General features: G+C 60.4%; 17 protein-coding genes. 12 read left to right on the top strand and 5 right to left on the bottom strand.

The window, feature by feature from the left end; all coding sequences use genetic code 11:
- Window positions 1–138 precede the first annotated feature (138 nt).
- Complete coding sequence (locus G5S37_RS09240; RefSeq protein WP_165202969.1) at window positions 139–876, top strand: hypothetical protein; 738 nt, start codon at window positions 139–141, stop codon at window positions 874–876.
- Between the two features lie 802 nt (window positions 877–1,678).
- On the opposite strand, the gene G5S37_RS09235 is transcribed toward G5S37_RS09240, so the two are convergent.
- The gene (locus tag G5S37_RS09235; RefSeq protein WP_165202967.1) at window positions 1,679–1,990 is read right to left on the bottom strand and encodes a hypothetical protein; all 312 of its coding nucleotides are present in this window, start codon (window positions 1,988–1,990) and stop codon (window positions 1,679–1,681) included.
- A gap of 433 nt (window positions 1,991–2,423) precedes the next feature.
- On the opposite strand from G5S37_RS09235, the gene G5S37_RS09230 reads away from it, so the two are divergent.
- Window positions 2,424–2,915 (top strand): hypothetical protein, encoded by a 492-nt coding sequence (locus G5S37_RS09230; protein WP_165202965.1) that lies wholly within the window; start codon window positions 2,424–2,426, stop codon window positions 2,913–2,915.
- Window positions 2,916–3,087: 172 nt separating this feature from the next.
- Here the strand turns inward: G5S37_RS09230 and G5S37_RS09225 are convergent, their stop codons facing one another.
- Together G5S37_RS09225 and G5S37_RS09220 are read right to left on the bottom strand one after the other, a co-directional pair.
- Entirely contained in the window at window positions 3,088–3,705 is a 618-nt protein-coding gene (locus G5S37_RS09225) for a LysE family translocator (RefSeq protein WP_165202963.1), read from the bottom strand.
- Between the two features lie 44 nt (window positions 3,706–3,749).
- Entirely contained in the window at window positions 3,750–4,076 is a 327-nt protein-coding gene (locus G5S37_RS09220; protein ID WP_165202961.1) for a DUF6614 family protein, read from the bottom strand.
- A 496-nt stretch (window positions 4,077–4,572) separates the two neighbouring features.
- Between G5S37_RS09220 and G5S37_RS09215 the strand changes: the two genes are divergently transcribed.
- The 4 genes from G5S37_RS09215 to G5S37_RS09200 all read left to right on the top strand — a co-directional run bounded on the left by G5S37_RS09215 (window position 4,573) and on the right by G5S37_RS09200 (window position 8,920).
- Entirely contained in the window at window positions 4,573–6,267 is a 1,695-nt protein-coding gene (locus G5S37_RS09215) for a GspE/PulE family protein (protein ID WP_165202959.1), read from the top strand.
- Window positions 6,268–6,359: 92 nt separating this feature from the next.
- Window positions 6,360–6,788 carry a four helix bundle protein gene (locus G5S37_RS09210; RefSeq protein ID WP_165202957.1) on the top strand — a complete coding sequence of 143 codons (429 nt, stop codon included), beginning with the start codon at window positions 6,360–6,362 and terminating at the stop codon, window positions 6,786–6,788.
- A gap of 1 nt (window position 6,789) precedes the next feature.
- Window positions 6,790–8,160 (top strand): type II secretion system F family protein, encoded by a 1,371-nt coding sequence (locus G5S37_RS09205; protein ID WP_165202955.1) that lies wholly within the window; start codon window positions 6,790–6,792, stop codon window positions 8,158–8,160.
- A 520-nt stretch (window positions 8,161–8,680) separates the two neighbouring features.
- Window positions 8,681–8,920 carry a hypothetical protein gene (locus tag G5S37_RS09200; RefSeq protein WP_165202953.1) on the top strand — a complete coding sequence of 80 codons (240 nt, stop codon included), beginning with the start codon at window positions 8,681–8,683 and terminating at the stop codon, window positions 8,918–8,920.
- Between the two features lie 289 nt (window positions 8,921–9,209).
- Here the strand turns inward: G5S37_RS09200 and G5S37_RS09195 are convergent, their stop codons facing one another.
- Window positions 9,210–10,838 carry a LamG-like jellyroll fold domain-containing protein gene (locus tag G5S37_RS09195; RefSeq protein ID WP_165202951.1) on the bottom strand — a complete coding sequence of 543 codons (1,629 nt, stop codon included), beginning with the start codon at window positions 10,836–10,838 and terminating at the stop codon, window positions 9,210–9,212.
- A gap of 2 nt (window positions 10,839–10,840) precedes the next feature.
- On the bottom strand, window positions 10,841–11,386 hold the full coding sequence (locus tag G5S37_RS09190; protein ID WP_113960458.1) for a sigma-70 family RNA polymerase sigma factor: 546 nt from the start codon (window positions 11,384–11,386) through the stop codon (window positions 10,841–10,843).
- A gap of 121 nt (window positions 11,387–11,507) precedes the next feature.
- On the opposite strand from G5S37_RS09190, the gene G5S37_RS09185 reads away from it, so the two are divergent.
- From G5S37_RS09185 to G5S37_RS09160, 6 genes are all read left to right on the top strand, one after another.
- Entirely contained in the window at window positions 11,508–12,116 is a 609-nt protein-coding gene (locus G5S37_RS09185) for an NUDIX domain-containing protein (protein WP_165202949.1), read from the top strand.
- Between the two features lie 59 nt (window positions 12,117–12,175).
- Window positions 12,176–13,606 carry an FAD-dependent oxidoreductase gene (locus tag G5S37_RS09180; protein ID WP_165202947.1) on the top strand — a complete coding sequence of 477 codons (1,431 nt, stop codon included), beginning with the start codon at window positions 12,176–12,178 and terminating at the stop codon, window positions 13,604–13,606.
- A gap of 226 nt (window positions 13,607–13,832) precedes the next feature.
- Complete coding sequence (locus G5S37_RS09175) at window positions 13,833–14,216, top strand: polymer-forming cytoskeletal protein (protein ID WP_165202945.1); 384 nt, start codon at window positions 13,833–13,835, stop codon at window positions 14,214–14,216.
- A gap of 195 nt (window positions 14,217–14,411) precedes the next feature.
- On the top strand, window positions 14,412–15,527 hold the full coding sequence (locus G5S37_RS09170) for a polymer-forming cytoskeletal protein (RefSeq protein WP_165202943.1): 1,116 nt from the start codon (window positions 14,412–14,414) through the stop codon (window positions 15,525–15,527).
- Window positions 15,528–15,821: 294 nt separating this feature from the next.
- Window positions 15,822–16,763: a quinolinate synthase NadA gene (nadA, locus tag G5S37_RS09165; RefSeq protein ID WP_165202941.1), complete on the top strand. Its 942-nt coding sequence runs from the start codon at window positions 15,822–15,824 to the stop codon at window positions 16,761–16,763.
- A gap of 446 nt (window positions 16,764–17,209) precedes the next feature.
- On the top strand, window positions 17,210–17,959 hold the full coding sequence (locus tag G5S37_RS09160; RefSeq protein ID WP_165202939.1) for a DUF2071 domain-containing protein: 750 nt from the start codon (window positions 17,210–17,212) through the stop codon (window positions 17,957–17,959).
- Window positions 17,960–18,219 lie beyond the last annotated feature (260 nt).

Below are 18,219 nucleotides of genomic sequence, written 5' to 3'. Positions count from 1 at the left end.
GTGATCAACAAAGCATACAACCAAGCACGTCATGCGGAACGCCTGGCGGAGGACGCCACGTGTCCCGAAAGCGGCATCCACGTCCGGGCAGGGAGTAACGCCGGATTTCAGAAAGAGCGAGCTACCCCTTTGAAGGCCATGGCAAAGACTCCGCGGCGCAGTGCGAAGGCTGGCAAGGTGAGCCCGCCACCTCGGAACGGCGCCACGCCCCGCTCGCGCGAGGTCGCCGACCCACCCGCACCCGCACCCGCACCCGCACCTTCCCTCGACTTTATTGAGCCCATGCTCTGCCTCCCGGTGGAAACGCTTCCGAAGGGTAACTGGCTTTACGAAATCAAGTGGGACGGATATCGGGCCCAAGGCATCGTGGAGCGCAGCAGAAGCCGCCTGCTGTCCCGCAACGGCACCTCCTTGGCCGCAGACTTCCCGGACATCGCCAAAGCCCTGGCCAAGCTCGACTGCTGGCGGGCCATTGTGGATGGTGAGATCGTGGCCCTCGATGAAACAGGCCGTGCCGATTTTCAGCAGCTTCAGCAGAAGAAGAACCGCACCGCTGCGGTGCGCCTGGTGCTCTTCGACCTCTTGCACCTGGATGGCGAGGATTTGTTGGATGAACCCCTTGAAGCACGGCGGACACTCCTGCAACGTCTGGTGCGCGATGCCGGCCCGCCCCTCATGTACAGCGGCGAACTGCACGGCGGTCCGGAGGCCCTCATCAGCTCCGCTGCAGCCTTACGGCTTGAAGGCATCATTGCAAAAAAGCGGGGCAGTCGCTACCTGCCGGACAATCGCAAAGGGTCGTGGGTGAAATACCAGACGGAGCGGACCGAGGCAAAGCATCTGCGGTATGCGCAGATTCGCTCGCTGAAGGCTTGAGCGAACGGGTAAAAGCCGCCCACCGCGCCCACGAAGCGACTGTCTCGCAGGGAGCGGCACTAGCCTAGTGCCGCCATCTGCAACACGGCTACGCGAGGAGCTTGAAGGCGTTCTCGAAAGCTTCGAAAAGAAAGGCTCCGCCCCCCATTTGCCGACCACCGGCACTAAGGCTAGTGCCGCTCCCTGCGGGTCGGCCTGTCACCTTCAGAGACACGTGACATGCATGGAAGCGTGTTGCGCGCCATCAGAATGGGAGCAGGAATGCTCCCACTCCTTGGGTCTGCTGCAACGCACGGGGGTAAGTTCGTCGCATTTCAAGACCTGTTTTCAAGTCGTCTTGGTGTGAGCTATTCTGACGCGACATTATGCGACCAAAAAGCGGTAATGCTCACCGCACTCAAAAACGCTTCGCGCAAGGTGGTGCGTGAATGAGTGTGCATGAATACTGCGATCTTGCAGAGTCGCGAGACGTTTCGTTCGACTGAAGTCGAGGCTACTTTGGAAGAGCCGGCACACGCACGGGTCCCATACGGCATCTATCATTTGCCACCTGGTGCGAAGCGCTTTTGAGTGCGGCGAGTATCGCCGCTTTGGGTGAAGAGCTGCGCAAGGTCCACGATCGACTCCGGTGGAACGTCAGCCCCGTGCAGGTGGCCATGGCGGACGCAGGCGTTCGAAGGGCCTCCGGCCTTCCCCACACTTCTTCTCTCTGCCCTGCCCTGCCCTGCCGCCACGGAGATGCATGACAAGGGCGGCCACTCCGCCATGATACGGGAACCGGCACATGACCATGTGCGAAGATTCAACTGGGGTTGGGTGGAGTCTCCGAGCCGCTTTTCAAGCTTGCCACGTACTTATCCATCTCTGCCGTATCAAATATCGGCGCCCCATGGGCGATGAGGTATTGCGTCACGGCATAGGCAAAGACTGCGTCATCATTCATCGTGATCATGACCGTCTTGTCGGGCAGCACATAGTAGTACATTCCAACACGGTCCTCAGGAGTCTGGTGCACGAAATACGCGTCCACCGTTCCCCCTTCCGAGGCAATGTAACTGGCAATGGCTTCGCTGGGGATGCGTTCCGCGAGTTTTTTGATGGCTTTCAGTTTCATGGCTTGTTTCGGAAGGGGCGGAACGAGCGTGGATTCCCAAGGAACTTCGGCTTGCCACACTTCCCTGGCTCGCGCTAAAGACACCGCCATGGATATCGACGTGATGGGCCGCACCTACAACATCTACGGAGGACATCCTACGATTTCGTGGGGTGGGCAATTCTTGCTACAGGGGATACCGGACTTCGGCAGTGCCATCCGGGAGATCGAAATCACGTTTCACTTCCCTCACGCCGAACCGGCACTGAAGAGTCGGACGTGCAGAAGAAGTATCACTATTCCTTTCCAACGTGAGGGTTCTGGCTTGGGAAGCCCGAAGGCCCTTCGAACGCCCGCGTCAGTCATAGCTGCCTGCATGGGCTGACGTTCCACCTTTTGCAGTGAAAATTTCCCTGCAATCCTGCAGGAAATCGTTACGGTGCAGACACGACCCGTGGCCTACAGCACGACAACAAATACGACGTGGTTTCCACCCGTGGGAGAGCGCGTTCCCGGCCACGAAGTCACCGTCCTCGGCGATGGATCTTATGATGGACATTACGAGCTCATCAGAGAGGTCTGGTTGATTGAGCACTCAGGAAAGCGCACGGAGTATTCCGCTTTTGATGCCTTCTGGCACGCGCTTGCTCCTACCGAGGAGGAACTTACCCCTGTGCTCGCAAATGCCGGCGGCGAGTTCCTTCATCTGCTGCATTGCGGCCTCTGCTGTGGCCGACCTATTACCCGCCATCCGCTCTGGGATGGGATGGAAGAGGTCGCCGAATATAGAGACCACCGACTCGTCGATGGCATCCTCTCATTCCATGTCTACGAGGTCGGCGACTTCACCAAGCCCGGCAACCAGCAACGGCTCGCCAGAATTGATTTCACCATCGCAGATGGCACCTACTCCCGCTGTGAAATTGCCGTCCTGAAATACAGGTAGGAGCAAGGTTGAGGTGAGGCTCACCTTTCGAGACGACGAAGCGAATCGAAGGAGGCATGCACGCCGGATGCGCCAGGACAGGTAGAACGTCAGTCCCATACAGGTAGCCGTGCCGGACGGGGGGATTCGAAAGGCCTCCGGCCTTCCCACCTTTCCACGCTCACGTCTATGCCTACGCCGGCCGCCGTGTCAATGCCAGATAAGCGCCCAGTCCCAGCATCGTGGCGCCGGAGGCTTTGGTCAGGATGCGGGCGCGGGCGGACCGTACGACATCTGACCGCAGGATGCGATGAGCCGCGAGGACGGCCAGCACATCGGCAAGGGTGTTCAGGGTGACACAGACGATTCCGAGCAGCACAAGTTGGGGAATCAACGGCGCGCTGGTCGACACGAACTGCGGGAGGAACGCGAGGAAGAAGAGGGCGGTCTTCACGTTCAAAGCCTCGACGAGGATGCCTTCCATGAAAGCGCGCCGCACGCCATGCGATGCCACCGGCTCCGTGAAGGATGCCTGCTCCTTGCGCAGCAGCATACGGATGCCCAGGTAGATGAGGTAGGCGGCACCGAGGAACTTCACCACGTTGAACGCCACAGCGGACTGGGCCACTATCAGGGAGAAGCCAAGCGCCGCGGCGAGTACATGCACCATGCCACCCAGACCGGTGCCAAGGCTCGACGCCAGGCCTTCCTTTCTGCCACCCGCCGCGGTGCGTGCCACGACATACGCCATGCCGGGGCCGGGAGTGATGGCAAGGACGAGAGCGGCAGCAAGGAAGGGAAGAAAGGACATCACGCGTATAGTGCAGTACGATTGGGTAGCGTGACCAGATCCTACTACAGGGTCGCCTCAGGAGTTTCATCCTTCGAAAAAGCGACACGAAAGGTCGACACCATCTTCATCAACGGCGCATGCGGTTCCTCTCGATAGTGTGCCTTCATGTTCTGAAAGGCGCATTGGATGTCGGCTTCTGAGGCGTAGTCCACTATCAGGTGAAAGTCTGGAAGGTCCCCGCAGCTTGCTTTGTTGGTCATGCGAAGCACTCGATAGGAAATCGCAAGATTGCTCCCGAACTGCCCCTCCATGAATTGATGTACCTGCGTCAGCAATTCCCGGTCGCTGACGCCATCCTTGGGGGTGAAGTACACATGGTAGGAGTGCATAGGGGGGGGCGGAATGGGGGTCGAGGGCGTCCTGCCTTTGCCACCTTCTCCTCAGCTGTGCTAGTGGCACATGAAGTGGCGTCAGGGCGGATGCCTAACCTCCGTAGATACGGCACATGCATCATCTTGGCGCGTTTCTCCTGCGCGTCTCTGCCTCCTCGGCGTCGAGGCGTGCTACCCGGCTTGTGTTGCGTCACCACGACGCTCACCCACCCTCTCGCCCCTCTGCGTCCTTTGCTGCTTTGCGCCTTTGCGGTGAACCGGAATCGTCCCTTTCTCGCAAAAGGCGAGTGGAGCCCCTGACGTCAGGCCGGAGGCCTAACGCCCACTGTCAGGCGGGACGCCTAACCTCCTTCTAAACCGCGCAACCAAATCGGCCCCCGTGGGTTAGCATCACTCTCGAAGCGGAGCTTGTGCAATGAAGGCCGTTCCTTCATCGTTTAGGCACCACCACCACTTTCGTTTCCCGTCCCCCTCCCCCTTTCCACCACCGTACATGTCCCTGTCCCTCACGGAACTCCTCGCCAATGCCGCCACGGAGGCGGGTTGCAGCCAGCCGCAGCAGTGCCGCCAGACGCTGGAGGAGGCAGCCGCCCGGCATGGCTCCCTGGTGGAGGCGCTGCTGGATGCGAACATTGTGGATGAGGACCTCTTCTTCGAAAAGCTGGGCCGCGCGGTGAACCTGAATTTCATCCCCGACGAGCAAATCGAGGCCGCCGACTCCCTGCACAATCGCTTCCCGGCGAAGCTGGCCCTGCGCCACCGGCTCTACCCCTCCCACCTCAGCGGGGCAGACCTGACACTGCTGACGTACGATCCCTTCAACCTCGATGCAAAGCAGGCCGTGGGGCATGAGGTGCGCAAGCGGGTGACCTGGGGGCTGGCCACGCGACGCCGCATCCTGGAGGCGCTGCACATGGGCTACGGCGTGGGCGCGGAGAATTTCGAAGAACTGCTGGAAGGCCGCGACGGCGACGGCGGTCACGATGACCTGAAGCAGGAGACCACCGTGCTGGATGAGGCGGATGAGGAGGCGACGGTGATGAACTTCGTGAACCAAATCTTCCGCGAGGCGCTGAAGGAACGCGCCACGGACATTCACGTGGAACCGCTGGAGCGCGACCTGCGCATCCGCTACCGCATCGACGGCAAGCTGCAGGAGGTCCCGGTGCCGCCGAACATGCGCCTGCTGCAGGCCTCCCTCATTTCCCGCCTGAAAATCATGGCGCATCTGGACATCGCGGAGCGCCGCCTGCCGCAGGACGGCCGCATCAACCTGGAGCTCGATGGCGACCCCATCGACGTCCGCGTGGCCACCATCCCTTCCGTGAATGGCGAGAGCGTGAGCTTGCGTCTCCTCACCCGACAAAAGTTCGACTTCGAGAAGCTGGGGGTGGATGGCAACACCGCCGCGACCATTTCCAAACTGCTTGCCGCGCCGAATGGCATCATCCTTGTCACCGGCCCCACGGGCAGTGGTAAGAGCACCACGCTCTACACCTTCCTGCGGCAGCTCAATACCAAGGAGCGCCGCATCGTCACCATCGAAGACCCGGTGGAAAACAAGCTGGACGGCGTGGTGCAGATTGCGGTGAAGCCGGAGATCAACCTCACCTTCGCCGCAGGCCTGCGGTCCATCCTGCGCGGTGACCCGAACGTCGTGATGGTCGGGGAAATGCGCGACCTGGAGACCACGGAAATCGCCATCCGCGCCGCGCTCACCGGTCACCTGGTCTTCTCCACGCTGCACACGAATGATGCGGTCGGGGGGATCAGCCGCTTGCTGGACATGGGCATCGAGCCCTTCCTCATCTCCTCCTCCGTGCGTGCCTTCCAGGCCCAGCGCCTCGTGCGCACCCTGTGCCCGCACTGCAAGCAGCCCTCGAAGCTGGAGGCCGGCTACCTGGCTGGTATTGGCTTCCCGTTGGATCAGATCGACAAGCTCAAGCGCCCCGAAGGCTGCCGCCAGTGCCGCGGCACCGGCTTCTCCGGCCGACTCGCCATCATGGAAATCTGCCAGATGACCACCTCCCTCGCGGAGAAGATCAACTCCCGCGCCGCCATGGCCGACATCAAAGCCCAGGCGATGGCCGATGGCATGGTGCCGATGAGGCAATACGGATTCCAGAAGGCCATCCAGGGTGTGACGACGGTGGAGGAGGTGATGCTGGTTACTGCTAGCAGCGACTAACGTGAATTGCTGGCCGTGCGACGGTGCGACAGTGAGCGGTACGACGGTGGAATGAAGGCTGTGAGTGAATGGTGACTTGAGTGAAGACTGCAATGACGAAAGCAAATGGCGAGAACTCCCAACGCAAACGGCTGGCCGAGCGGTTTACGGAGCTGGAAGTTTACAAGGTGGCCTTCGAGCTGCAGCAGGACATCTTCAAGGCAACCAAGAACTGGCCGAAGGAAGAGATGTATGCATTGACGGACCAAGTGAGACGCAGCAGCCGGTCCGTGGGGGCGAACATCGCGGAGGCGTGGGGCAAGCGACGCTATGAAGCGCATTTCGCCAGCAAGCTCACCGATGCTGACGCAGAAGCACAAGAAACCATCCACTGGCTCCGCACCGCCTATGCCTGCGAGTACATCAGTCGCGAGACATGCCAGGACCACATCGACCGCGCCAAATCCATCGGCAAGATGCTTGGAAGCATGATGGCATCCGCTTCAAGTTTTCAACTTTCACCAAAGAAGCCGAGAGCCTAACTTGAGAGTTTTGCCACTGGCAAAAACCGTCGCACCGCTCACCGTCGCACCGCTCACCGTCGCACCGCTCACCGTCGCACCGCTCACCGTCGCACCGCTCACCGTCGCACCGCTCACCGTCGCACCGCTCACCGAAATGCCCGCTTTCGCTTACACCGCCCTCGACGCTGCTGGTAAACAAGTCACCGGTTCGCTTTCGGTTTCGACGCGAGCTGAAGCGTATCGAAAACTCGAGGCACAGCGACTGGTCCCTATCAAGGTCTCCGAGGATGAGGCCGCAGCCAAAGCAGCAGCGGTGGAGAAAGCAGAGGGAGAAGGCCCACCGCCGAAGCTGAAGCGTGCGGACCTCATCTTGTTCACGGAAGAACTGGCGGACCTCATGGATGGTGGCTTGCAACTGGAGCAGGCACTGCGCGTGATGCATGAGCGGCAGGAGTCAGCCGTGCTGCGCAAGGTCAGTGGTCGTATCCGCGATCAATTGCGTGAGGGCGCGATGTTCTCCAAGGCGTTGGCGCAGGCATCGCCTTCGTTTGATGAGATGTACTGCAATCTCGCAGCAGCTGGCGAAGTGTCCGGCTCGCTGCCGCAGATTCTGCGCCGCCTGAGCGCGAACATCTCACAGATGCATGAGTTGCAATCACGCGTGATGAGCGCGCTGATCTATCCTGCGTTCCTCTTCGGCGCGGTGATTGTGCTGCTGCTGGTCTTCAGCCTCTTCCTCGTACCGAAGTTCTCTGAGATGCTGTCGAAGAGCCGCACGTCGATGCCGTTCATGATGGCGATGCTGGTGCATTTCAACACCTTCGTGGCCAGATGGTGGTGGCTCGGGCTCTCGGTGGGCACCGTCGGCGTGATTCTCTTCCGCGGCTACATCTCCCGTCCTTTGGGACGCCTCTGGTGGGACCGCGCCCGCCTGAGGATACCCGTATTCGGCACCATCCTCACCGCACGCTTCTATGCGCAGTTTGCCGCGTCCCTGGGGAGCCTCATCAACAACGGCATCCCCCTGTTGAACGCCTTGCGCCTTACTGCGAAGACCACGGCGAATGTGTACCTGCGCGGTCTCCTGGAGCAGGCCACCGTGTATCTCGGTGAGGGTGCGTCTCTCTCTGGTGCCCTTCGCAAGGTGGGTCACCTGCCCGTGATGCTCATCGACATGATTGCCATGGGCGAGCAAACCGGCCGCCTCGGGAAAGCGATGGAGAAGATCGCCCTGCGCTTCGACAAGGAACTCGACAAGACCGTGAAGCGCATGATGGCCATGCTCACGCCCACGATTCTCATCTTCCTCTTCATCATCGTGGGTGTCGTCGCCGTGTCCATTGTGACCGCCATCTTCGGCGCCATGTCGGGCGTGAGGAGCCGGGCGTAGAGGAGAATGAATAGCCGCAAGCGAATCGGACAACCACCGTGCTTCGCTTTCATCTGGCACGTTGAAGCAGCGCTTTGCGTCGTGGAGTGCGTGTGGCAAGCGTTAGCGCGACACCGCTTTGAACGGAGAGAATGAGCGTCATGGAACGGTGTCACGGTCCAATCCCCCCAAGATGCTGTCCACCTGGAAGCTTGGAATGCTGGGTTCCAGCGAAAGTTCTGTAGAGTATGGGGACTATATTCCTTCGTTCAAAGCGGTGTCGCGGCCTCAAGGGAGGCCTGTGCCACCGCACTCCACGACGCAAAGCGACCTGGTTCGTTGAGGTGGCACGCAGTGCATCACTTCCCTGTTCATCCAACCACGGTTTCGTTTCCAATCTCGACGGACCATCTTTCAAAATTTCACATGTCCATGACACAACCAGCCTGTATCTTTGCCGCCGGATGACCGTCACAACAGGCTGTTTTCACACATCCTCTCGGTAACAACAACACTCCGCAATCCCCCCTCCACCCCCACCATGAGCTCCACCCAAAAATTCCTCCTGGCCATCCTCCCCAAGAGCTGGGCGCAAGGCATGGAAACGGAATCCCGTGAGTGGATGCTCCAATGTCCCTGTGGCTACGCGAAGTCCGTCTGGGACTGGGGCGGCATCCGCTGGAAGGCAGCAGGCAATCCGAAGAAGTACCTGCGCTGCAGCCAGTGCGGTGAGATGACGTGGCATTTGTGCGCGAAGGGGCAGCAACAGCAGCAGGGTTGATGGTCTTTGGTTGATAGTTGATAGCCTGAGGGTGCTGGGTGTGGCCTCATTGAGGAGGTTAGGCGTCCCGCCTGACAGCGGTCGTTAGGCCTCTGGCCTGACGGGTTGGGGGGGGGCTCTGCCTCGCAAGGAAAGCATCTATGCTGGGTGTGGTCACCTGCGTGGGATCCAACGCAGAGACACAGAGGAACTTCGGAGACTGAGAGTTTCCTCCGACTCTGAACACTCAACCACGAACTCGCAGCACCCTCAGGCTATCAACTATCAACCAAAGACCATCAACCCCTCCTCACGGTTTCCCCACCTCATACAGCCGCGCCACTTCCTCCGGCTGCAAGGCAGCGCCAAAGAGCAAAAATTCATCCATACGCCCATTGAACGTGCGCACCTCCGTGCGCGGCTTGCTGCCCTCCGGCAGGCCCCAGTTGCCCAGCTCGCCGGTGCCGATGAGAATCTTCTCACCCTGGTCCACATTGGTAGACGTGTACTCGCTCACGAGCTTCCCGTTCACATAGTTACGCCCCACCCCCGTGCGCATATCGAAGGTCGAGGCCACGTGATACCAGACGCCCAGCGTATCCGGCCCAAACATCTCGGGTGAGTAAAGCACGTGCTGTCCCTTTCTCCCCCCGGTCTCGTGAATGCCCAGCGCGAACGAACCGGCCTGCACAAACTGCCAGTGCGGATTCCCCGGAGTCCAGGTGTCTGTGAGGAAGAGACTGTTGAAGCGGCGGTCAATGCCATCCACCTGCACCCACGCAGCGAGCGTGATGGCATCATGCTTCCCCGGAACGGTGAGACGCACACGGTCGCCCGGACTCTTGAACTGCAGAGCGCGCTTCCCCTGCCAGCGACCCGGCACCCAGCGGGCTCCGACGATGCTGCCATGGCTGAACTCCTGCGCGCCGGGATGCTTGTTCTCCACGCGACGCTCCCATTCATTCTCCGGCTCGAAGGTGTATCCCACCAGCAGACGCGGGTCCTTGAGGAAGACACTCATGCCCTCACGCCACGATGCGAGCCGCTGCTCGTCCGAACTGCGCGTCTGCGCTCGCAGCGCCGTGAGATCCACAAACGATGCCGACGCCGTCGCAGGACTGCTGGAGACACCCTTCGCCGCATCCCATCCGGCACCCTGCTTCACGCTGAGCTTCGCGGTCGCTTGATTCGGCAGCACCTCCACCTCGCCGTCGAAGACATGCACCTCAGCCTTGCCACCGTCGCTCACCTTCAGGCCGAACTCGGTGCCCAGGTCCACCACTTCTGCATCCGGCGTGGTCAGCTTGAACCCACGCGCATGCGGCGGCACGTGCACACGCATCTGCCCCTGCGCGCACTTCGCTTCCTTCACCGAGACAATCTCCAGCTCACTCTGCCCTTCCAGCGTCACCGAAGCACCACTGTAGAACTCCAGGCGAATCAGCCCGCTCTTCAGCTGCAGCTTCCCTGCGGGCACAGACATGCCGACCTGCCACGCGTGCGTGCCCTCCGCCCACTCTGCGCCAGCGGCATCCACCAGCACCGCGCAACCGGCATTGCTCGTCTCTGCCGCCACCGATGCCCCGCCCTGCTGGGAACGTCCCTGCGGACGAATGGCCAGTACCAGCGCGACCGCACAGGCTAGCAGCGAGGCCGCCATGGCGAGCTTCGCCGAGAGGGGCCAGGGACGTCGCAACTCGGCAGTCGCAGTGATAATGTCATCCTGCTGTTCCGATTCATGTTGCTGCTCGGCTTCCTGCGCCTCATCCGCCAGCTTGCACAGTGCGGAGCCCATGCTCATGCGCTGCACGTAGAAGCGACGCGCCTCCTCGCTGCGCAAGATCAGGGCCTGGAGCTTGTCCATTTCGCCCTGTTCCAGCCGACCCTCTTCCAGGTCGTGCATCCAGGACTGCAGTTGCAAAAGTTCGGAGTCGCTCATGCTTATGCCGCCTCCTCGCGTGTCATCGTGTTCAGCACACAATCATGCAGCACCTGCTTGATGCGCATGAGTGCCTTGTACGCCGCCTGTAGGGACCTGCCACTGACCAGCGCCGCGCGCTCCACCCCGCTGCCGTGCTCATAGCGTGTAAGCACCATGCGACGGTCGCGGTCATTGAGCTTCTGCAGGCACTGCGAAAGCGCCACCTGCATGGGACTCGTCTCCTCCGCCATGGTCACCGCCGTGTGCGAGATGGCTTCCATGACCTCGTCATTGAAGACCACCTTCGACCGCGCATACTTCTGCCGCGCGGCGCGCACCTTCCACCAGGCGATGCGCATGGCCCACGCCATGAAATCCGTGCCCACGGTGAACTCATGGAATTTGTCATAGATGGTGAGGCAGGTCTCCTGGAGGATGTCCTCCGCATCATGCCGGTGCGGCACCAGCGTGTAAATGTACGCAAAGATCTGCCTCTCGTGACGCATCAGCAGCGGCACGAGGGGACGGTGCAAATCCGATGATGGCGCGGAGTCCTCCTCTTTCATGGCAGGTCTTGTCTTGGGGTGTGGCAGTCCCATTTCGGGACCTGCGGAATCATACCGCAGGAGCTCCGCTTTTGGACAAAAGAACGTTTACGGCGGCAGGCGCGCGGGCTAACGGACCCCCATGTCCGCAGAAGAGCACATCCTCGTCATTCCCCGCGCCCTTTTTGATGAACTTGGCGCCTTCCAGGGGTTCCAGCCCGACGCCCAGCGCTACCTCGACGCCATCCTGGCTCCCGAGGTAAACTTTTTCCTGCCCCGCGGCCCGGCGGAGAACGACCCTACGCACAAGCAGATCATCCCCTACTCCATTTTCCACCACCAGGGGCGCTACCTGGTGTACAAGCGGGGTGGCAAATCCGGCGAAAAGCGCCTGGTGGCCAAGCAAAGCATCGGCATCGGCGGCCACATCAATCCGCACGACGAACGCGAGGACTCGCTGGCCCGGACCACCTACTTCAACGGCGTAGAACGCGAGATCGCGGAGGAGCTCCGCATTGCAGGCGGGCACACGAATGAAGTCATCGGACTCATCAATGATGACTCCAATGAAGTCGGCCAGGTGCATCTTGGAGTGGTGCATCTCTTCGACCTGGAAACGGATGATGTGGTGTCGAATGAAGACGCCATTCAGGACCTGCGGTTCGTACCACTCGATGAGCTCGTGGCGAACAAGGACACCCTGGAAACGTGGTCCAGCATCTGCGTGGCTCACTTGCAGACCCGTGGTTAACCGCCCCGGTTTGCAAGCCAGTGCAGACAAATCTCCACACCACCCTTCCTCCCACTCCCATGAGTATTGAGCACTTTGACTTTGCCATCCTTGGGGGTGGCAGCGCTGGCTATGCCGCCGCCCGCACCGCCCACGGACAGGGCATGAATACCGTCGTTATCGACGGCGCGGAGGAGCTCGGTGGCTTATGCATTTTGCGGGGTTGTATGCCCAGCAAGACGCTGATTGAATCCGCCAACCGCGCCATCTCCATAAGGCACGCGGCGGAGTTTGGCCTCTCCGCAACGGCCGGTCCCGTGGACACGAAAGCCATCCGCGACCGCAAGCGCAGACTCATCGGAGAGTTCGCCTCCTATCGTCAGCAACAACTTGAGGATGGGCGTTTTAAGCTCATTCGCGGCTACGGCACCCTGGAGGATGCCGGGGAGGAAAAGGTGCGCATCTCCATCCAGCTCCGTGAGGGTGGGACGCAAACCATCACAACCTCTTATGTCCTGATAGCCACCGGTTCCGTCATCAACTGCCCGGATATTGCCGGACTTCACGAGGCAAAACCGTGGAATAGCGACACCATCCTGGATCATGATACCATCCCGGAGTCCTTCATCGTGCTCGGCGGCGGCGCCATTGCCCTGGAAATGGCCCACTACCTCGACGGCATCGGGCGCAAGGTCACCGTGCTCCAGCGCAACACCCAACTGCTCACCGGCATGGACAAGGATGTGGCGGATGTGGTGTACGATGCCTTCGAAAAGCGCGGCATCGACATGTACTGCGGCACCTCGCTGCAAAAGGTGGTCCGCGAAGGTGACAAGGTGCGGGCAACCTTCACAAAAGCGGGCGCGGAACACACGGTGGAAGCAGCGGAAGTGTTATGCGCCCTGGGGAGGGCTCCGAACACCAAAAATATAGGCCTGGATAATCTCAAGATAGCACATTCGGATAACGGTTTGATAACCACGCAACCGACCCAGCAAACCACCCATCCGCGGGTGTTCGCAGCAGGGGACGTATGCGGTCCCTTGGAGGTGGTGCATCTCGCCGTGCAACAGGGCGAAGTCGCCGCGAAAAACGCAGCGCTGCAATGGCGGCACAAGGAACCCGCTCACAGCATGGACTATCGGTGCCTCCTGTTTGGTGTATTCACCCACCCACAGGTGGCCTGCGTGGGTCTTAATGAGTTGGAGGCGAGGAAGAAAAACATCCCCCACCTCGTTTCTACCTATCCGTTCAACGACCACGGAAAGTCGATGGTGATGGGCGAAATGGACGGCTTTGTGAAGATTCTCGCTCACTCACAGAATGGAGCAATTCTAGGCGCGTCTGTGGTGGGTCCGGAGGCCACTGAATTGATACATGAAATCGCGGTGGCCATGCACCTTGGCGCGACAGTTGCTCAGTTAGCGCGGGCGCCGCATTATCATCCCACCCTCAGCGAGATCTGGACCTATCCCGCAGAGGATTTAGAAGAACAGATTGCTGCAAAATAGTAAATATGATTTCAACCAAAGTTTCAGGACGTTGTAATTGACACTCAATCCCGCTCCAGCTTATTTTCGCCCAATGCTGAAACAAATTATTGGCCAACCCACAGACGCAGGCAAAGACGATCGGCGTCCGGAGACTTCTGCGTCTTCGGCCCCAGCAGCTCCCCGCCCAATTTCATCTCCCACATCAGCCACTTCATCGGTCCAACCTCAACGAAATTCCTCAAACATGACCACGAGTAAGAACGTGCTTGCCAACGACGTCGAAATCAAAGGTTCCATCAAGTTTTCGCACGACCTGATCATCGACGGCAAGATTGAGGGCGAAGTGCAGTCCGATGGAGCTCTCACCGTTGGTGAGAACGCCTTGATCAAAGGCGAAATCAAGACTCGCGGAGTCACTCTGTTTGGCAAGGTAGAAGGCAACATCACCGTACAGGAACGCTGCGAGCTGAAGAGCAACGCGGTCCTCGTGGGCGATGTCACGGCCGCCACCCTTGCCATTGAAGAAGGTGCCACTTTCCTCGGCCGCTCCCAGGTGGGCAAGTCCGCGGCAAGTGGCGGTCAGAAGCCCGGCGGTAACCCCCAGGGAGGCAACCGCCCCCAATCCTAAGCATCTACTCGCTACGTGCTCGGCAAGTTTTTAGGTAAGGAACAGAAATCCGCTCTGCCGAAGAACCAGATTGAAGTGGTTTGCCCTGTTTGCGGCGCGGCTCAGATAGAGCCGCGTCTTGTGGTGACCACTCACTGCAAGAAGTGCCGTGAGCACTTGCGGATTGTCAATGGGAGGGTGCTGGCCTCCTCCCATATGAACCCCGTCCCCAGCGCGGTTTTCCCCGCAATGCTGGACTCTCACCCCACCACAGGTGAGACGAAGACGGCGGCTGACACTTCAGACGAGGGGCAGTCGCCCCCCGCCCCACTCCCGGCTGCGCTCATGCCACCGGAAGACGTTGTCGATGAGGATATTCCTCTCGGTCTCGGCCACATGATGGGCTTTAAGGACGCGGACGACACCTCCGCGAAGCCGAAGAACCCCATCCGCCCCAAGTCCCTGCTCCCGCCCCGGCCCACGGAGTCTGCCTCCAACGTGCAGCCCCCCATGACCGCGGGCACGCTGCAGAAGATGAAGGACCAGGGCTACTATCGGCAGCAGTACTTCAAGGATGTGGAGTGCTTCGATTGCCGGAACAAATTCAAGACCGGGCGTTCTGCCCGCTCCACCAACTGCCCCGCCTGCGGCAGCCTCATTAACTTGGAGGACGTGGACATCAACGTCCCCTCCACCACCTCCATCCGCACCCGCGGGGATGTACTCATCCGCAAGAATGGCAATGTGAACACCAGCGAGGTGCGCTGCCGCGACCTGAAGGTGCAGGGCCAGATCTGCGCGGAAATCGAGTGCTCGGGTGACCTGCAGTTTCGGACCACCGGCATCGTGATCGGCGAGATCCACTGCAAGCAATTCATCGTGGAACGCGGAAGTGACATCAAATTCCTCAATACCGTCTACGCAGAAAGCGTCGATATCCAGGCGCGCGTGGAAGGGAACATCGAGTGCTCCGGCCGCGTCACCATCGGCACCGTCGGGTGCGTGCAGGGAGATGTGACCGCCCGGTCCGTCTCGATCGAACCCGGTGGCCAGCTCAATGGGGCCATGAACATCTTGAGAACGACCACGACCAAGCCAGCGCAGAAGCCGCTGAAGTCAGAAATGGGCGGTCTCGGTGGTGGCAGTGGCAGCGGCACCAGTCCGAACGTCAGCAGTGGCGACCTCCGGCTCCCGCCTGCTTTCGCGGCCATCTTCAAGAACAATCCAGGAAACAACGCCGGCCCTGGAAGTGGCGGCAGTAGTGGCAATAGCAGCAGCAGCGGCGGCTCGAATGGGAAACCTGGCGAACCCGGCTCCGGCTCGACTGAATGACCCTGGCACGATGCGCCAGCAAAGTAGCTTTGGCTCTCTCCAGCCGAATCAGTGAGCAGGGTGACGCCGCGCAGTCATCCTGCTTCCCGCTCTTCCGTTTTCAGTATCAGTCTCCGAAGTTCCTCTGCGTCCCTGTGTCTCTGCGCTGAATCCCACGCAGCCCGCCACACCCAGCGCCAGCGCTGCTCGCTCACTGCGCTTTGCTCACCACTCGTTCATCATTGCCTCACCCACTCTGAAAAAACTCATCCACCTGCGCACTTGCGGAACGTCGCTGACGTAGCAATATTGAGCATGGTTGCTATAGCCGCCCCAAGTCTGGCCGATGAAATTCTTCGTCTGAAGAAGGAACGGAACGCTGTGATTCTCGCGCACAATTATCAGTCGCGTGAGATTCAGGAACTCGCCGACTTCGTGGGAGATTCCCTTGGCCTCTCGTACAAGGCGAAAGAAACAGACGCGGACGTCATCGCCTTCTGCGGTGTGCACTTCATGGCCGAGACGGCGAAGATCGTGAACCCGAACAAGATCGTGGTCCTGCCGGATGCGAACGCCGGCTGCTCGCTGGAGCAGAGCTGCCCCGCCCCGCAGCTTGAGCAGTTCCTGAAGGTGAACGCGGAGAAGAACTACTACGTGATCGCCTACATCAACTGCAGCGGTGGCGTGAAGGCCCTCAGCGATTGCATCTGCACCAGCGGCAACGCGGTGAAAATTGTGGAAGCCGCGCCGAAGGACCGCCCCATCCTCTTCGTGCCGGACCAGAACCTCGGCTCGTGGGTCATGGAACAGACCGGTCGCAAGATGGACCTCTGGAAAGGTGCCTGCTACGTGCACGTGGAATTCACCCGCGACAGCATCAACGGCATCAAGGAAGAATATCCCGATGCCAAGGTCGTCGCCCACCCCGAGTGCACCTACGCCGTCCGCATGCTGGCCGATGAAGTCTGCAGCACGGAGAAGATGGTGCACTACTGCCGCGACAATCCCGCGAAGAGCTTCATCATCGTGACTGAGAGCGGCATGCTTCACCGCCTGCGCCGCGAAGTGCCGGACAAGACCTTCATTGAAGGTCCCACCGGCCACTGCCGCTGTGCCGACTGCCGCTACATGAAGATGAACACCCTTCAGAAGCTGCACGACTGCCTCAAGGATCTGCGTCCTCAAGTGACCATGCCCGAAGACGTGCGAAAAAAGGCTGAGAAGCCGATTCTGCGGATGCTGGAGCTGAGTAAGTAGAACAACCGACTGCGACTACCGATGAGAACCTTCCTGTCATATCTGGCTGGGGTGGTAGTCGCGTGTGTGCTGACTGGCGCGGTCGCCTTCTTGACCGTACCCGCCTCGATCACGCTCTTCCCGCCGTGGGACAACATGAAACCAGGCTTACCTTCAGTCCTGCCGGGTTTGATGATGGCCCTGGCATTCGGTGGCTACTACGGCTGGCGTATTTCCAAGCACCTTCGCTCGGCATGAAGTGCGCCGCTCACCAAGGAGGTTAGGCGTCTCGCCTGACAGTGGAAGTTAGGCGTCTCGCCTGACCAGCAATTGCATTGTATGGTCAGGCCGGAGGCCCAACCACCATCGTCAGGCGAGACGCCTAACCTCCTGCCTGACAGCGCCGGGTGATTTTCACCTGCGTGCTCACCCATTGCGTGTACAGCATGGCGTAACTTTCCCGCGCCATGCCCATCACCCTCCCGGACCTCACCCAGCGTCTCGCAGCCCGCGAGCATCCGGGCCGTTCGCCAGTGATGTACCAGAGCTGGACGCACCTGCTCTTCCTGCACTGGCAGTGGGACCCGGCGGAAATCCAGAAGACCCTGCCACCCGGACTCACGGTAGACACGCATGATGGCGCAGCCTGGCTCGGCATCGTGCCCTTCTTCATGCGGAACATCCGCCCGCGCTTCCTGCCAACCGCACCATGGATCAGCAATTTCCTGGAGCTGAATGTGCGCACCTATGTGCATGACGAGCACGGCAGACCCGGCGTGTGGTTCTACTCGCTGGACTGCAACCAGCCGCTGGCCGTGTGGACCGCGCGCACGTTCTTCCATCTGCCGTACCAGCATGCGCGCATGTCCGCGCCCATCACGCTGCCGTCTTCCGTGGCCTACAGCAAGCACCGTCGCGGCGCGCCCGAGGCATCCGATTTTCACTACCACCTCGAAACCGAAGGCCGCGAGCCCACCTTCGCGGAGCCCGGCACGTTGGAGTTCTTCCTGCTGGAGCGGTATTACCTCTTCGCCTCCACCCCACGCGGCATCCGCTCCGGCCAGGTGCATCACAAACCCTACCCCATGGTCCCCGTGCGCGTGGACAAGTGGGACACCCGCGTGCTCGCCTTGAATGGCTTCAAGGAGCCGGACCGTGCGCCGGATCACATCGCCGGTTCACCGGGCGTGGATGTGCTTATCTTTCCACTGAAGTGAAAGGAGTGCGGGCTCCCGCTTTGCGCATGAACGTCAGGTTAAGAATATAGAAGCGGTGCCGAGGGCCTTGGACGGCGCGCAGCCCTGCTGCCGCTTTCCTAAAGTGCAGCCTGCTGCACGCTCCACCGCGACGAAGTCGCCAAGCTCTTCTGGACGCGTCACACTGAAAACGGGTGCCACCATCGCTGCAGCAGGCTGCAGACTCTTCAAAGCGGCAGCATGGCTGCACGCAGTCCAAGGACGCTACGCGTCAGAGCCTC

The sequence above is a fragment of the Roseimicrobium sp. ORNL1 genome (assembly GCF_011044495.1).
Lineage (GTDB): Bacteria > Verrucomicrobiota > Verrucomicrobiia > Verrucomicrobiales > Verrucomicrobiaceae > Roseimicrobium.
This window is presented reverse-complemented; position numbering and strand designations above follow the sequence as displayed.

Bases quoted from the DNA above. Each gene is read 5' to 3' on its own strand.
- G5S37_RS09240 (WP_165202969.1), top strand. From the start codon at position 139: ATGGCAAAGACTCCGCGGCGCAGTGCGAAGGCTGGCAAGGTGAGCCCG.
- G5S37_RS09235 (WP_165202967.1), bottom strand. From the start codon at position 1,990: ATGAAACTGAAAGCCATCAAAAAACTCGCGGAACGCATCCCCAGCGAA.
- G5S37_RS09225 (WP_165202963.1), bottom strand. From the start codon at position 3,705: ATGTCCTTTCTTCCCTTCCTTGCTGCCGCTCTCGTCCTTGCCATCACT.
- G5S37_RS09220 (WP_165202961.1), bottom strand. From the start codon at position 4,076: ATGCACTCCTACCATGTGTACTTCACCCCCAAGGATGGCGTCAGCGAC.
- G5S37_RS09215 (WP_165202959.1), top strand. From the start codon at position 4,573: ATGTCCCTGTCCCTCACGGAACTCCTCGCCAATGCCGCCACGGAGGCG.
- G5S37_RS09210 (WP_165202957.1), top strand. From the start codon at position 6,360: ATGACGAAAGCAAATGGCGAGAACTCCCAACGCAAACGGCTGGCCGAG.
- G5S37_RS09200 (WP_165202953.1), top strand. From the start codon at position 8,681: ATGAGCTCCACCCAAAAATTCCTCCTGGCCATCCTCCCCAAGAGCTGG.
- G5S37_RS09195 (WP_165202951.1), bottom strand. From the start codon at position 10,838: ATGAGCGACTCCGAACTTTTGCAACTGCAGTCCTGGATGCACGACCTG.
- G5S37_RS09190 (WP_113960458.1), bottom strand. From the start codon at position 11,386: ATGAAAGAGGAGGACTCCGCGCCATCATCGGATTTGCACCGTCCCCTC.
- G5S37_RS09185 (WP_165202949.1), top strand. From the start codon at position 11,508: ATGTCCGCAGAAGAGCACATCCTCGTCATTCCCCGCGCCCTTTTTGAT.
- G5S37_RS09180 (WP_165202947.1), top strand. From the start codon at position 12,176: ATGAGTATTGAGCACTTTGACTTTGCCATCCTTGGGGGTGGCAGCGCT.
- G5S37_RS09175 (WP_165202945.1), top strand. From the start codon at position 13,833: ATGACCACGAGTAAGAACGTGCTTGCCAACGACGTCGAAATCAAAGGT.
- G5S37_RS09170 (WP_165202943.1), top strand. From the start codon at position 14,412: ATGAACCCCGTCCCCAGCGCGGTTTTCCCCGCAATGCTGGACTCTCAC.
- nadA (WP_165202941.1), top strand. From the start codon at position 15,822: ATGGTTGCTATAGCCGCCCCAAGTCTGGCCGATGAAATTCTTCGTCTG.
- G5S37_RS09160 (WP_165202939.1), top strand. From the start codon at position 17,210: ATGCCCATCACCCTCCCGGACCTCACCCAGCGTCTCGCAGCCCGCGAG.